The organism is Shewanella aestuarii, assembly GCF_014647215.1.
Taxonomy (GTDB): domain Bacteria; phylum Pseudomonadota; class Gammaproteobacteria; order Enterobacterales; family Shewanellaceae; genus Shewanella; species Shewanella aestuarii.
On the sequence record NZ_BMOT01000001.1, the window covers coordinates 119,526 to 134,606 of the forward strand.

Genomic DNA, 15,081 nt, shown 5'->3' on the forward strand with positions numbered 1-15,081 from the left:
ATTTTCAGGCAGAGTGGCGTCAATTGTTAAGGATGTAACAGAAAAGCATCCAGTTGTTACCCTCATGGAGTATGAAAATGAATAAAAAATTAACCCTAGCTTTAGTTGCTGCAGGTGTATTATCTGCTGGTGTTTCTTCAGTTGCTGTAGCTCACCAAGCTGGCGATATCATTTTTAGAGCGGGTGCGGTTATGGTTGCGCCTGACGAATCAAGTCAAAATATCATCACCCCAGACTTAGGTGACCTTGGACAGTTTTCAGTTAGTGAAAATACTCAGTTAGGTTTAAACTTTGGCTACATGTTGACTGACAATTGGGCGGTTGAACTATTAGCTGCAACACCTTTTTCTCACGATATCTCTATCGCTGGTGTTGGTAAAGTTGCAGATACAAAACATTTACCACCTACATTAGTTGCTCAATACTATTTTGGTGATGCACAGTCTAAACTTCGTCCATATGTTGGTGTTGGTGTTAACTTTACTAACTTTTTTGACAATGAAATTACCAATGATGCCGGTGGTCGATTATCTGATTTGAGCTTAACTAATTCTTGGGGCATTGCTGCTCAAGTTGGTTTAGATTACCAAGTTAATAATAATTGGTTAGTAAATGCTTCTGTTTGGTACGCAGACATATCTACCGATGCAAGTTTTAATTATGCACCAGATGGTGGAGCTGTATCAGTACCCGTAACAATCGAAACTGATATCAACCCATGGGTTTACATGGTCAGTGTTGGTTACAAGTTCTAATTACTCGTAAGCAAATGCGATAAAAAATAGGAGCCTATGGCTCCTATTTTTGTTTTCAACTTGTATGCTATTGAGTATTAAGACCTTTTGTAATGAATAGCAGGTAATATCGATATCTGGTTATCAGTCTGAAGATGAAACAGGCTTGTTAATCTGGTTATTTATGAGATTTATTAACACAAGCATCGAATAACCAGTTTGTGGATTAAATGGCAATTCAACGACCGATTATCAGATTGCTACTCCGTTTTTTTCTTGGTTTTCCAGTGGCGAGTATTATAAATATATTCAGGTAACAATCGATTTAACCAGGCCACAATGCGCCAGCGCTTTGTAACATAAACCCGCCGTTTTCCATACTTCAACGCTGCTAATATCTGTTTGGCGACTTTCTCCAAAGGCGGCAGTAAAAAACGATTTTGCTGTATTGCGGCTTTATCGAGTAAACCCAATTGAATATCACTAATGGTAATAGGCAGCTTTAAACGCTGTGCATGCATACTCAGGCCTTGAAAATAATTTTCAGCAAAGGCTTTAGAGGCATGATAAGCAACACTTGGCCCGCCGCGTTGACCGGCAATTGAGTTGATTGCTGCTAATTGGCCATAACCTTGCTGTGTCATCAATTTGAACACGCAGTTGCATATAGCCGCAAAGCCTCTTACGTTCACTTCAATAATATCTTGTTCTAATTGCCATGGTAGCGACGCATCGTAACCATTCAATCCGGTATTGACTATGACTAAATGTGCCCCATTTTCGCTCTGCCAAACCTGACTTATTTGCTGGTTCAGTTTTTTGGGCTCAGAAATCGCCAACGGGAAAACGGCTGCTGGAACGGGGAGCGAATTGGCAAAATCGGTTAATGTGTCTGGATCTTGAACAAACAACAATAATTTTACGTTTTGAGCCGCAAGTTGGCGCGCCAGTTCTTTACTCAGCTGTGAGCTGGCACCAATAATCATAGCGGTAGCAATAGTGGTCATGAGGAGGTTTGACACTCATTATTTGAAATAGAAAGGTTATGATAGGAATATCGCTTGCGGATAACAAGCACGAAAATTTTTCAATATCGGAAGTGTAGACTTCTAGACGTCTTAATGTATTATAATGCGACGTCACTCAATGAAAGTAGGTGAATCATGATTAAACAAATTTTGTGTGTCATAGCGATGGTTGTGGGTCTTTCAGGATGCCAAACCTCGCCTTTAAATACTCAGATAGTGGGTGAAGTCTTGTATAAACAACGCATTGCACTACCTGCTGATTCTGTGATCCAAATCCAGTTACAAGATGTGTCACTGCAAGATGTTAAAGCAGTCGTCCTAGCTGAATATGAATTAAGTCCGGTAACGGGCATTACGCCTTTCGAGTTTGTGGTACCAACAGAGGCTTTTAAAACAGGTCATCGTTATGCCATCAGTGCACGGATCACTGTTGCAGATGAGTTGTGGTTTATTAATACGCAATCTTATCCCGTGAATATTACCGATCCGCAACCATTAACTGTGGTTGTAGATAAGGTAAAGCGATAATTTCAGCCGTATTTATCGATTAATAATTAGGTAAAGGATGTAGTATGCCGGTTCGAATTCCAGATGATTTACCCGCAGCAGGTATTTTAGAGTCAGAAAATATCTTTGTGATGTCAGAAACGCGTGCGGCGAATCAAGATATTCGCCCAATGCGGGTACTTATCTTGAATTTGATGCCCAATAAAATTGAAACAGAAACCCAGTTATTACGTTTATTAGGTAACACGCCCCTGCAGGTTGGTGTCGATTTACTGCGTATACATGATAAAGAGTCCAAGCATACTTCTGTTGATCACATGAATACCTTTTATCGCGACTTTGAAGACGTAAGGCATAATAATTATGATGGATTAATTATTACCGGTGCGCCTTTAGGGCAAATTGATTTTGAAGATGTTGTTTACTGGGACCACATTAAAGAAATTATTGATTGGTCGCAGAAGCATGTCACCTCAGTGTTGTTTTTATGCTGGGCAGCCCATGCCGGCTTATTTCATTTGTATGGCATTAATCGTGGTTTATTAGCCCAAAAACGTTCGGGTGTGTTTAACCATGTGCGTGCCAGTGAACCTCATCCTTTGTTACGAGGTTTTGATGATGAGTTTTATGCACCGCATTCGCGTTTTGCTGAAATTAACATTGAAGACATTCGACGCCATAGCGAGGTTGAAATTTTAGCCGAATCACCTGAAGCAGGTGCTTATATTGTGCTAAGCCGTGATAGCCGAAATTTATTCGTTATGGGCCATCCTGAATATCAAAAAGGCACCTTGAATGATGAATATCTACGTGATTTATCACAGGGTTTAAATCCAAATATTCCGATAAATTATTATCGCAATGATGATCCAAGCCAAGATCAAATCGCGCGTTGGCACAGTCATGGCAGTTTACTGGTAAGTAATTGGCTTAATTATTATGTGTACCAGTTAACACCGTATGATTTATCGGATATGAGTAAGATGACGCCTTGGGAAAGTAAGAAAAATACCTAATACAGACTTACGTAACATATTTGCTGATATAAAATTCCAATTAGTATGAACTAACGCTATCTTATAATGAGTTAAGTACATTATTTTTGCTTATTGTAGACTCACTATTAATTGGAATTTTGCTATTAAAACTTTTACTTTTATCGGTATTTTTTTTAAAGCGTTTATCCTAGCTTCTTACTTATTGTGTGAGACAGCTTCCTATGCTGCTCAACCAGCAAATTTCCCCCTGATTGAACAACAATTAGCACGGCTAACCGAGCCCAGCCAAAAAGTTGAATACATTAACCGCGTACTGCCAAATACCCACGACTGGTCAGCGCTAGATAAAGCACAATTACTTTACTACCTAGCTTCAGCTCAACAAGCCAATAAGGCATTTGAGCCTGCATACCAAAGCTATTCAACAATTATCGACATCCTGTCAGAAACCCAACATTCGGCCCTGTTGATCCAAAGTTACTTGGATAGGTCATCGTTAGTTTATTATCAAACCAATGATGATAAAAAATATTGTCCAGATAGACTCACTGCCTTGGAGCTCGCGCGTCAACAGCCTGAACAAATATTATTAGCATCAGCATTAACACTTGCTGCCTACTGCTTCAATCAAGCCAGCAATTTTGATATTGGCTTGAAGCACCTTGAGCAAGCCTTAGATATTGCTAAAACACAACAACTTGGTGCGGATATATTAGCGCCAATTTTAGAGGCTAGTGCCTCGATTTACCGTGATAATCATTTACACAAGCAAGCACAATCATACTTTTTACAAGCATTGGAACATTGGCAGCAAACTCATAATATTCAAAAAATGTTTACCATGCTACGTAACTTAGTGGGTGAAGCCATTATCTTGGCTGAGTGGGACAGCGTAGCCAAGTACCTTGAACAAATGAAAACATTACAAACTAACTCCCCAGAATATAAAGAATTTGCGTTTTTCTATTATTTTAATCAAGGCCGATACAATTATGAGCGGCATGAATTTGACAATGCAACCCAAGCGTTTGAAATTGCAAATGGGCTTTCTGCAACAACGGAGGAAACATTTTTTGTGACTCAAAACCTTGGATTTTGGTCGCTTAGTTTGTTTCAGCATCAAGATATTGTGACCGCGGGACAGGTGGCTGAAGCCTTTTTAAATTCAGCCAATATGAATAGTCAATCAACATCATTAATTGAACAGGTGAGGGCGGTTTACGCTTCATCTGAAGGCGACCATTTTAGCGCTCAAACGTATTTATTTACTGCTATCGATATTGAAAGAATCCATATGGAACAAACCGTTGCCAATGATGTGGTGCTGAATTCGCTAAACCACAATATTAAAATGGCCAACTATGAAAACGAATTACTTGAAAAAGCATTAGCCATCAACAAGCTAAATTTAAAAAACCAATTAGCCAAACAAAGTATCACCAAATTATCCATGATAACCTTTATTGTCATTGCCATTAGTTTAGGCGTAGTGGTGGTATTTTTAATTTACTCGAGAAAACAATTTATTCGCCGTTCACAAACCGACTTTTTAACCGGTATCGCAAATCGTCGCCATACCTTTATTGAAGGTAAAAAACGTTTAGTTTATTGCCATGAACATCAACAACCATTTACTTTAATTCTGTTTGATATTGACCATTTTAAACACATCAATGATAAATTCGGCCATGATATTGGCGATAAAGCGATTGTGGCTGCCGTTGGCCGTTGTCAGAGTTATATCAAACGGAGTGACATTATTGGCCGAGTCGGCGGTGAAGAGTTTTTATGTGTTTTCCCTAATACAAGCCAATCAGACGCAATGCAAATTGCCGAAAGAATAAGAAGAGTTGTTGCTGAGCAAGCATTTAAATTTGGTGGGGTTACCGTTGCTTTTACCATAAGCTTAGGTGTTGCAGTACACGAGCCTGACCCCGATATCGAGCTAGATGACAAGCTCAGTGAGCAATTGTTTAGTGATCTGGCTAAAAAAGCTGACCTTGCAATGTACAAGGCAAAAAACCAAGGCCGTAATCAAGTACAGTGCTATGTTGAAAGCACTTAGCTTTCCCTGTCATTTTGCGTGTCAACGCTAAGTTGATTTGTTCAGTTTTAAGCGTCTTTTTCTAGGTGTAAATCTTCACTGACACATAGACTCAAATTCATCGACTTCTTAGACTAATTATTACTTGCTTTACGTTCGCGTAAACGTCAAAGTGATATCATGTTTTTTTGTGATAATTAGTTTTTATTGGAGTAGTTATGAGTTCACAGCAAGCTGGAATGGCCAATCAGGCTCAAGACATCGTCATTGTTGCAGCAAAGCGTACCCCTATGGGTGGCTTCCAAGGTTCATTGTCATCAGTGAAATCCCCAGCCTTGGCGGCCGCCGCTATTCAAGGCTTGATTGCCGAATGTGGCATCGCATCTGCTAGCATCGATGAAGTGTTGATGGGCTGTGTATTACCTGCAGGTCTTGGTCAGGCGCCAGCTCGCCAAGCAACACTAGGCGCAGGTTTACCGCTTTCTGTTGGCGCTACCACGGTCAATAAAGTCTGTGGCTCAGGAATGAAAACTGTGATGCTAGCCCATGATTTAATTAAAGCCGGTAGTAGCGATATCGTTATTGCGGGTGGCATGGAAAGCATGAGCCAGGCGCCATACCTTTTAGATAAGGCGCGAAGCGGTATGCGTATGGGTCATGGAAAAGTAATGGACCATATGTTTTTAGATGGCCTTGAAGATGCTTATACCGGTGGCGCTATGGGCACATTTGCTCAAAAAACGGCAGATGATTATGGCTTAACCCGTGAGCAAATGGATGCGTTTGCACTTAGCTCTCTTGAAAAAGCTAACAATGCGATTAACTCAGGTGCTTTTAAAGCTGAGATCACCCCTGTTACTGTCAGTGATCGTCGTGGCGATATTGTGATTGATACTGATGAGCAACCGGGTAATGCTCGTCCTGAAAAAATTCCTAGTTTACGACCTGCTTTTACCAAAGACGGTACTATTACCGCTGCAAACTCAAGCTCAATTTCTGACGGTGCCGCAGTGTTGTTGCTGATGACACGTGAAAATGCTGCCAATTTAGGTTTAGCTGTTTTAGCCACTATCAAAGGCCACTCAACCCATTCACAAGAACCTGCTATGTTCACTACAGCACCTGTCGGCGCGATGAACAAATTGCTTGGTAAAGTGGATTGGACCAAAGATGATGTTGATTTATTTGAAATTAACGAAGCCTTTGCCATGGTCACCATGTTAGCTATTTCTGAACTTGGATTAGATGCAAATAAAGTCAACGTTAATGGCGGTGCATGTGCATTAGGTCATCCTATTGGTTGTTCAGGTGCGCGCTTGTTAGTGACACTCATTCATGCATTAAAAGCCCGCGGATTACATCGTGGTGTTGCGTCATTATGTATTGGCGGCGGTGAAGCCGTTGCTATGGCGATTGAAGTATAAAGCGACAAAATAACGTTCAACAAGACGAGCATTAATGAGCCATAACCCGACACATAGTGATTGGGACAAATACAACATCATTGCCATTAATGCTTACCCCGATTTAATCTGGTTCAAAGGGAAATATTATGACCACACAAGTAAAACATTATATTGATGGCGAGTTCACTGTTGGTAAAGGTACCCACAATATCGACGTCACTAACCCTATCAATAATGGTGTGATTGCTAAAATCAATGCAGCAACTCCCGCTGAAGTTGAACAAGCCATTCACAGTGCAAAAGAAGCGTTTAAAACTTGGAAAGAAGTGCCCGTTTCTGAGCGTGCAAGAGTGATGTTGCGTTATCAGCATTTGTTGAAAGAAAACCACGATCAAATCGCGACTATCTTAGCCCAAGAAACCGGTAAAACGTTCGAGGATGCCAAAGGGGATGTGTGGCGTGGTATTGAAGTGGCTGAGCATGCTTGTAATATTGCCTCATTAATGATGGGCGAAACCGTTGAAAACGTCGCACGTAATATTGATACTTACAGTTACACACAACCATTAGGTGTGTGTGCAGGTATTACCCCATTTAACTTCCCTGCGATGATCCCATTATGGATGTTCCCCCTTGCCATTGCCTGCGGTAACACTTTTATTTTAAAGCCATCAGAACAAGATCCTATGACCCCGCAACGTCTGGTCGAACTGTTTGTTGAAGCAGGCGCACCTAAAGGCGTGTTACAGCTGATACACGGTGATAAAGTGGCGGTTGATATTTTATTGCGCGATCCAGCAATTAAAGCCATTTCATTTGTAGGTTCTGTCGGTGTTGGTCAATATATTTACAAAACGGGTACCGATAATCTTAAACGCGTACAAGCATTTGCCGGTGCAAAAAATCACTGCGTGATCATGCCAGATGCCAGTAAACAACAAGTGATTAATAACTTAGTTGGTGCATCTGTGGGCGCTGCAGGCCAGCGTTGTATGGCTATTTCGGTAGCGGTATTTGTGGGTAAAGCAAAAGAGTGGATCCCTGAGTTAAAAGAAGCGCTGGCTAAAGTACGTCCTGGTTTGTGGAATGATCCAGAAGCGGCTTATGGGCCTGTTATTAGCCCAGCGGCTAAAGCGCGTGTGTTAAGCCTGATTGAACAAGGTAAGCAAGAAGGCGCCGAATGCTTACTTGATGGTAGCGATTTTACCGTTGCAGGCTATGAGTCGGGTAACTGGGTAGGCCCAACCATGTTTACCAAAGTCACCACAGACATGAGCATCTATAAAGAAGAAATCTTTGGCCCAGTGTTGTGTTGTATGGAAGCAGATAACTTAGACGATGCCATTGAGCTTGTGAATAACAGCCCTTACGGCAACGGTACTTCAATCTTTACGGCATCTGGCGGTGCTGCACGTAAATATCAACATGAAATTGAAGTCGGCCAAGTGGGCATTAACGTGCCAATTCCTGTGCCTTTACCTTTCTTCTCATTTACGGGGTGGAAAGGCAGTTTCTATGGCGACCAACATGCGTATGGTAAGCAAGCTGTGCGTTTTTACACTGAGACTAAAACTATCACCTCACGTTGGTTTGAAACTGACGCGGTAAGTGGTCCAAACATGAGTATCAATCTCAAGTAGTGATTCAAGTAACAGAAAAACAAGACCTTATGGCAGGCTACACTTGTGTTCACCTGCCAATAAATGACCCAAGAGTCATCCGACAGAACAAAGTAGGAGTCCCTCAATGGATTTTAATTTAAATGAAGATCAACGTCAGTTTGCCGATCTTGCCCGTCAATTTGCCGCCGATGAATTAACCCCGTTTGCCGCTAAATGGGATGAGGAGCATCATTTTCCTAAAGATGTTATCCAAAAAGCAGGCGAGTTAGGTTTTTGCTCATTGTACTCACCAGAGTCAGAAGGCGGCATGGGCTTGTCTCGTTTAGATGCCTCGATCATTTTTGAAGAATTATCCTACGGCTGTACCGCGACCACAGCCATGTTGACCATTCATAATATGGCCACTTGGATGGTGACCACCTGGGGAACCGACACCCTGCGAAGTGAATGGTCTGAGGGCTTAACAACTGGCCAATTATTGGCCTCTTATTGTTTAACTGAGCCAGGAGCTGGCAGTGATGCCGCTTCATTACAAACTAAAGCCGTACGTGACGGTGATGATTACATCATTAACGGCTCAAAAATGTTTATTTCAGGCGCCGGTGAAACCGAGTTATTAGTAGTGATGTGCCGAACGGGTGAAGCTGGGCCTAAAGGGATTTCAGCTATCGCAATTCCTGCTGATGCCGCTGGCGTGACCTATGGTAAAGCCGAAGATAAAATGGGTTGGAATGCGCAACCTACTCGATTAATCAGTTTTGAAAACGTGCGCGTTCCAGTGACGAATCTGCTAGGCGAAGAAGGCCAAGGTTTTACTTTTGCCATGAAAGGCTTAGATGGCGGGCGGATTAATATTGCCACTTGCTCAATTGGTACTGCGCAATCTGCACTAGATCGTGCCACCCAATACATGAACGAGCGCAAGCAATTTGGTAAGCCGTTAGCGGCGTTTCAAGCATTACAATTTAAATTAGCCGATATGGCTACCGATTTAGTTGCTGCTCGTCAAATGGTGCGTTTAGCGGCGTTTAAGCTGGATACCCAAGATCCAGAGTCGAGTGCATATTGTGCGATGGCAAAACGCTTTGCCACTGATGTTGGTTTTCAGGTATGTGATGCGGCGCTGCAAATTCATGGTGGCTATGGTTACATTCGAGAATACCCACTTGAGCGTCATTTCCGTGATGTCCGCGTGCATCAAATTCTTGAGGGTACCAATGAAATTATGCGTTTGATTATTGCCCGTCGTCTGCTGGATGAAAACGCCCATCCTATTCGTTAGCCCATTCTATTCATCAATAGGCTAATAAGCGCAGACAAGATAATTTCAACGGACGATAAGGCTTACATTATGACGACTAATACCACAGCAACCGATGCCATTTGGGTACGTATTGATGGCAACACTGCCATTATAAAAATGAATAATCCACCGGCCAACACATGGACCGCAGCCAGTTTACAAGCACTGAAAGCCAAAGTGCTTGAGCTAAATGACAATAAAGATATCTATGCCTTAGTGATTACAGGACAGGGTGAGAAATTTTTCTCCGCCGGTGCGGATTTAAATTTATTTGCCGATGGCGATAAAGGCAATGCGGCCACCATGGCCAAACACTTTGGTGAAGCTTTTGAAACCCTTAGCGCATTTAGAGGCGTATCGATTGCCGCCATTAATGGCTATGCCATGGGCGGGGGGTTAGAAGTGGCTTTGGCCTGTGATATCCGTATTGCTGAAACGCAAGCACAATTGGCGCTACCTGAAGCCACGGTTGGTTTATTGCCTTGTGCGGGCGGTACGCAAAACTTAACCGCCCTAGTCGGCGAGGGCTGGGCAAAGCGGATGATCCTTTGCGGTGAGCGCATTGACGCGGCTAAAGCTGAAAAAATCGGTTTGGTTGAAGAAGTCGTTGAGCAAGGGCAAGCACTCGATGCGGCACTTGCATTAGCTGCAAAAGTGGCCAAGCAATCACCTAGCAGTGTGGCAGTGTGTAAAACCCTTATTCAAGCCGGACGCACTATGGGGCGTAAGCAAGCATTACCCCTAGAACGTGAATTATTTATTGGTTTGTTTGATACCCAAGATCAAGCTGAAGGCGTTAATGCCTTTCTCGAAAAACGTCAACCGAATTGGAAGAATGCCTAATGACTCAAGATGTAATTTTTCAAACCCTTGGCACATTATCGGGCAAATCGATTGGGATCGTGACATTAAACATTGAAAAAGCCCTTAATGCGTTGAACATTGGTATGGTGCAAGCCATGACCAAGCAATTAAAACAATGGCAAACGGATGCGAGTATCGCCTTGGTTGTGCTTGATGGCAGCGGTGACAAAGCATTTTGTGCCGGTGGTGATGTGCGGGCAATTTACCATGCCTCAATTGCTAATCCGCATAAAATGACCGACGAAGCCTGTGATTTTTTCACCCAAGAATATCAACTAGATTATTTATTACATCAATTTGGTAAGCCCGTTCTAGTTTGGGGTGATGGTATTGTGATGGGCGGCGGATTAGGTTTAATGGCAGGCGGTTCTCATCGTGTGCTGACTGAACGCAGTCGAATTGCGATGCCTGAAGTCACCATCGGCTTATATCCCGATGTGGGCGGCAGTTATTTTCTAAATCGTATGCCTGGTAAAATTGGCCTGTTTTTAGGGTTAACTGCTTATAATATGAATGCTGCGGACGCGTTTTATGTCAATGTCGGTAATCACTTTTTAGCTAGCGATGATAAAGAGCCCTTATTTGATGCCCTAGCAGATATTCATTGGAGTGATGAGACTGAGAGCAATCATCAGGCGCTGACTCAGTTATTAAACGTCATGCAAGATAACGTCAGTGTTGAAATTGGTGAAAGCCCACTGGAAGCATTTCAACAGCAAATTGATTTATTAATGTCTGGCGACATTGAAGATGTGCATTATCAATTATCCAGCTTACAAACTGAATTAGACTGGTTAAAGCGAGCGCAAAAAACCGCCTTGGCTGGTAGCCCATTAAGTTGGCATTTGGTGTTTGCCCAGGCGCAATTAGGCACCGAATTAAGTTTAGCCGACTGTTTTAAATGGGAGTTAGGGATCAGTGTGAATTGTTGCTCCCATGGCGATTTTTGTGAGGGCGTTCGTGCGCTGTTAATTGATAAAGACCGCAATCCACAATGGCGATTTAATGATGTTTCACAAGTGAGCGATGATGCGCTCGCAGCATTATTAACATCCCCATGGCAAGCAGAACATCACCCGTTAAAAGACTTCTAAAAGGAATTGAACATGGCAACAGTAGCATTTATTGGACTAGGTAACATGGGCGGCCCAATGGCGGCCAATTTGATTAAAGCAGGCATGACGGTAACCGTGTTTGACTTAAATCCACAGGCCGTAGCAGCATTAACTGACCAAGGCGCATTGAGCGCCAAAACGGCATGCGGCGCAGCGGCGTCAGCAGACTACGTTATTAGCATGTTACCCGCGGGCAAACATGTTCAAAGTATCTATATGGGTGATGACCACAATAAAGGCTTATTAGATGTTGTCGGTAAAAACACCTTATTAATTGATTGCTCAACCATTGATGCAGCAACAGCGCAAATCGTCGGTGCAAAAGCGGCAGAAAAAGGGATTGAATTTATGGATGCCCCAGTATCAGGCGGCACCGCAGGCGCAGCAGCTGGCACATTAACCTTTATTTGTGGCGGCAGTGATGCTGCCTATGCACAGGCGCAGACGGTATTAACTGTGATGGGCGCGAACATTTTCCACGCAGGTCAGGTTGGCGCGGGACAAATTGCTAAAATTTGTAATAACATGCTGCTTTCTGTGTTGATGGTAGGCACCAGCGAGTCTTTGCAATTAGGTATAGATAACGGTTTAGATCCAAAAGTATTGTCTGATATCATGAAAGTCAGCAGCGGCGGAAACTGGACGCTGGAAAAATACAACCCTTGTCCAAATGTGATGGAAAACGTGCCATCTTCAAAAGGATATCAGGGAGGCTTTATGGTTGACCTAATGGTTAAAGATTTAGGCTTATCACAACAGGCGGCGTTAGGTTCAAACTCAAGCACACCAATGGGCGCATTAGCGCGTAGTTTGTATGTTAATCATGCTCGTCAGGGCCATGGTCGTCTTGATTTTTCGAGCATTTTTGAACAGTTCGCCAATCAAAATAAAAAGTAAAAGGACTCGGTAATGGAATTAAAAGATAAGGTTGTCGTCATCACAGGTGGCGCGGGTGGATTGGGTCTTGCCATGGCGCATGATTTAGCAGCCCAAGGTGCAAAATTGGCGCTTATCGATGTAGACCAACAAAAACTTGAGCAAGCGTGTGCTGATTTAGGTGCAACAACTGAAGTACAAGGTTATGCGTTAGACATTACCGACGAAGAAGATGTCGTTGCGGGTTTCAATTTTATCCGTGAAGATTTTGGCCATATAAATGTGTTGATCAATAACGCTGGAATATTACGCGATGGTTTAATGGTTAAGGCAAAAGACGGTAAAGTAGTTGACCGTATGTCTTATGAAAAATTCCAATCAGTTATCAACGTTAATTTAACCGGCACATTTTTGTGCGGCCGTGAAGCTGCGGCAGTAATGATTGAAACGGCTCAACAAGGCGTTATTATCAACATTTCAAGTTTAGCGAAAGCTGGTAATATGGGGCAATCTAACTATTCTGCTTCAAAGGCAGGCGTAGCGGCAATGGCAGTAGGTTGGGCGAAGGAGTTAGCTCGTTACAATATTCGTGCAGCCGCCGTAGCACCAGGAGTCATAGCTACCGAAATGACTGCAGCCATGAAACCTGAAGCGTTAGAGCGTTTAGAGAAAATGGTACCAGTAGGACGTTTAGGCGAAGCTCACGAAATTGCTTCTACCGTGCGTTTTATTATAGAAAACGACTATGTAAACGGGCGTGTATTTGAAATTGATGGTGGTATTCGCTTGTAATCTTAAGCGTGATATTATCGTTAAACAAAGCCGAGCTTAGCTCGGCTTTTTGCTGATGAATATTTATACATTTTAAAAGGGCTAAAAGTGAACATTTCAACGTTAGAACTGTGGATTAAAAAGGTCATGCTGGTGGTCGGTATACTCGGCGTTGTCGTGATGTACGGCGGCTTTTTATATCTTATGTTTAGTGGGCGCTCAACCGCAGGACTACCGTGGTTTTTACTGATTTCACCTTGGATATGTATTTATTTTGGTTTGTCACAAACCAAACAAATTGCCACCATTAATTGGTTTAAAAATAAGTTTACCCGTAATTAAAGTAACTTATCTGCCTAATACCAATGCAGCTAGATTTACGAATCTAGTTTGACTCCAAGTAAATTCTTGGAGTTTTTGGGCATTGTGTAACTTTTACATTTTTAGGCGTTTAGGTTATCACTCCTTAATACCTTCAATTTACCCTCTTCACCCTCTATATCATTGTATTTCTGCCCCCAAATACTGATTCATAATAAAGTTTACTTGGCAATAAAATCAATAATGGTGATTGTTCTTTTCTGACGAACATCATTGATATTTTGAGCTATCTTCTATGAGTTGTTGAACGTTTTTTAGTTGAAAGTTAATGTGTCTGACTTATCTACTTAGAGGTGATTTTATGTTTAATCGACGAGGTTTCATTAAGTCAATTAGTGTACTAACGACAAGTGTTTTACTTGGCGGCTCGAAAGTGGCAGTTGCAAAGTCGAACAGTAACAACGCTTGGTTTATGCCTGATGAGAGCTGTCCACACCAGCGCACATGGATGGCTTTTGGTGCCAGTCAGAAAATCTGGGGAAAGAAACTTTTACCTGAAGTTCAGCGTAACTTGGCCACCATAGCATTGACTATTGCACAGTATGAGCCTGTTTCAATGCTTGTTCGTGAAGCCGATTTACCCCTTGCTCAGCAGTTAATGGGGGATAAAGTTGAGCTGATTCGTTGCCAGCTTGATGATTTGTGGATGCGCGATATTGGTCCGGTATTTATTGTGACCGAAACGGGTGCTAAAGCCGCTATTGATTTCAATTTTAACGGCTGGGGCGAGAAGCAAGACTTCGACCATGATGCCGAAGTTGCTTCATTTGTTGCAATGCAAGCTAGTGTGCGGAGTATCGAGACTTACTTGGTACTTGAAGGCGGTGGAATTGAGGTTGACGGTCATGGCACGGCAATTATTACAGAAAGTTGTGTGCTTAATGAAAATCGTAACCCAGGCCTGAGTAAAAGCGAATGCGAGCGGGAGTTGAAACGTTTACTTGGGTTAGAGAAAATCATCTGGTTGCCTGGCGTTAAGGGCAAAGACATCACAGATGGCCACACTGATTTTTATGCGCGTTTTGTACGGCCTGGCGTTGTTGTTGCGGCCTATGATCCTGATCCGCAATCTTTCGATCACGCCGTAACAAAGCGACATCTGGATATTTTGGCTCTGGCGACAGATGCTAAGGGGGAAAAGTTACAAGTCTTGGTGCTTGAAGCTCCCTCGCTAGTCAGAGAAGAGTTTGATAGTCATGACTTTGCTGCTGGCTACATCAATTTCTATGTTTGCAATGGTGCCGTGATAGTCCCAGAATTTGGAGATCTTAAAGCCGACTCTAAGGCTAGGTTCACATTACAACAAGCTTATCCTGAGCGTGACATAATACAGATAAATATTGACGGCATAGCAGCAGGTGGCGGCGGTATACATTGCACAACCCAGCAGGAACCAAAAGTTTAATGTGATTCTTCCTTTGGAAACCGTTAA

At 42.6% G+C, this 15,081-nt stretch carries 14 protein-coding genes; 13 read left to right on the forward strand and 1 reads right to left on the reverse strand.

What is annotated here, in order from left to right:
* The first annotated feature begins 77 nt into the window (after positions 1 to 77).
* Entirely contained in the window at positions 78 to 755 is a 678-nt protein-coding gene (gene ompW, locus IEY03_RS00555; RefSeq protein ID WP_188839396.1) for an outer membrane protein OmpW, read from the forward strand.
* A 239-nt stretch (positions 756 to 994) separates the two neighbouring features.
* On the opposite strand, the gene IEY03_RS00560 is transcribed toward ompW, so the two are convergent.
* The gene (locus tag IEY03_RS00560; protein ID WP_188839397.1) at positions 995 to 1,741 is read right to left on the reverse strand and encodes an SDR family NAD(P)-dependent oxidoreductase; all 747 of its coding nucleotides are present in this window, start codon (positions 1,739 to 1,741) and stop codon (positions 995 to 997) included.
* Positions 1,742 to 1,897: 156 nt separating this feature from the next.
* Here IEY03_RS00560 and IEY03_RS00565 point away from each other — a divergent pair, with 156 nt between their 5' ends.
* From IEY03_RS00565 to IEY03_RS00620, 12 genes are all read left to right on the forward strand, one after another.
* Positions 1,898 to 2,290, forward strand: coding sequence for a YbaY family lipoprotein (locus IEY03_RS00565; RefSeq protein ID WP_188839398.1), 393 nt, complete (start codon positions 1,898 to 1,900; stop codon positions 2,288 to 2,290).
* Between the two features lie 44 nt (positions 2,291 to 2,334).
* Positions 2,335 to 3,285, forward strand: coding sequence for a homoserine O-acetyltransferase MetA (metA, locus tag IEY03_RS00570; RefSeq protein WP_188839399.1), 951 nt, complete (start codon positions 2,335 to 2,337; stop codon positions 3,283 to 3,285).
* 184 nt (positions 3,286 to 3,469) lie between these two features.
* Positions 3,470 to 5,332 carry a GGDEF domain-containing protein gene (locus tag IEY03_RS00575; protein ID WP_188839400.1) on the forward strand — a complete coding sequence of 621 codons (1,863 nt, stop codon included), beginning with the start codon at positions 3,470 to 3,472 and terminating at the stop codon, positions 5,330 to 5,332.
* Between the two features lie 218 nt (positions 5,333 to 5,550).
* The gene (locus tag IEY03_RS00580) at positions 5,551 to 6,735 is read left to right on the forward strand and encodes a thiolase family protein (RefSeq protein WP_373290829.1); all 1,185 of its coding nucleotides are present in this window, start codon (positions 5,551 to 5,553) and stop codon (positions 6,733 to 6,735) included.
* A gap of 128 nt (positions 6,736 to 6,863) precedes the next feature.
* Complete coding sequence (locus tag IEY03_RS00585) at positions 6,864 to 8,357, forward strand: CoA-acylating methylmalonate-semialdehyde dehydrogenase (RefSeq protein ID WP_188839402.1); 1,494 nt, start codon at positions 6,864 to 6,866, stop codon at positions 8,355 to 8,357.
* Between the two features lie 106 nt (positions 8,358 to 8,463).
* Positions 8,464 to 9,621 (forward strand): acyl-CoA dehydrogenase family protein, encoded by a 1,158-nt coding sequence (locus IEY03_RS00590; protein WP_188839403.1) that lies wholly within the window; start codon positions 8,464 to 8,466, stop codon positions 9,619 to 9,621.
* Between the two features lie 69 nt (positions 9,622 to 9,690).
* A complete protein-coding gene (locus IEY03_RS00595) occupies positions 9,691 to 10,485 on the forward strand; it encodes an enoyl-CoA hydratase (RefSeq protein WP_188839404.1) in 795 nt (264 codons plus the stop codon).
* Complete coding sequence (locus IEY03_RS00600; RefSeq protein WP_188839405.1) at positions 10,485 to 11,600, forward strand: enoyl-CoA hydratase/isomerase family protein; 1,116 nt, start codon at positions 10,485 to 10,487, stop codon at positions 11,598 to 11,600. Before IEY03_RS00595 ends, IEY03_RS00600 begins: the two co-directional genes overlap by 1 nt.
* A 12-nt stretch (positions 11,601 to 11,612) precedes the next feature.
* On the forward strand, positions 11,613 to 12,518 hold the full coding sequence (mmsB, locus tag IEY03_RS00605) for a 3-hydroxyisobutyrate dehydrogenase (RefSeq protein WP_188839406.1): 906 nt from the start codon (positions 11,613 to 11,615) through the stop codon (positions 12,516 to 12,518).
* Positions 12,519 to 12,530: 12 nt separating this feature from the next.
* On the forward strand, positions 12,531 to 13,289 hold the full coding sequence (locus IEY03_RS00610; protein ID WP_188839407.1) for an SDR family oxidoreductase: 759 nt from the start codon (positions 12,531 to 12,533) through the stop codon (positions 13,287 to 13,289).
* 126 nt (positions 13,290 to 13,415) lie between these two features.
* The gene (locus IEY03_RS00615; RefSeq protein ID WP_188840004.1) at positions 13,416 to 13,610 is read left to right on the forward strand and encodes a hypothetical protein; all 195 of its coding nucleotides are present in this window, start codon (positions 13,416 to 13,418) and stop codon (positions 13,608 to 13,610) included.
* 340 nt (positions 13,611 to 13,950) lie between these two features.
* Positions 13,951 to 15,054, forward strand: a complete 1,104-nt coding sequence (locus IEY03_RS00620) for an agmatine deiminase family protein (protein ID WP_188839408.1) — start codon at positions 13,951 to 13,953, stop codon at positions 15,052 to 15,054.
* Positions 15,055 to 15,081: the final 27 nt, after the last annotated feature.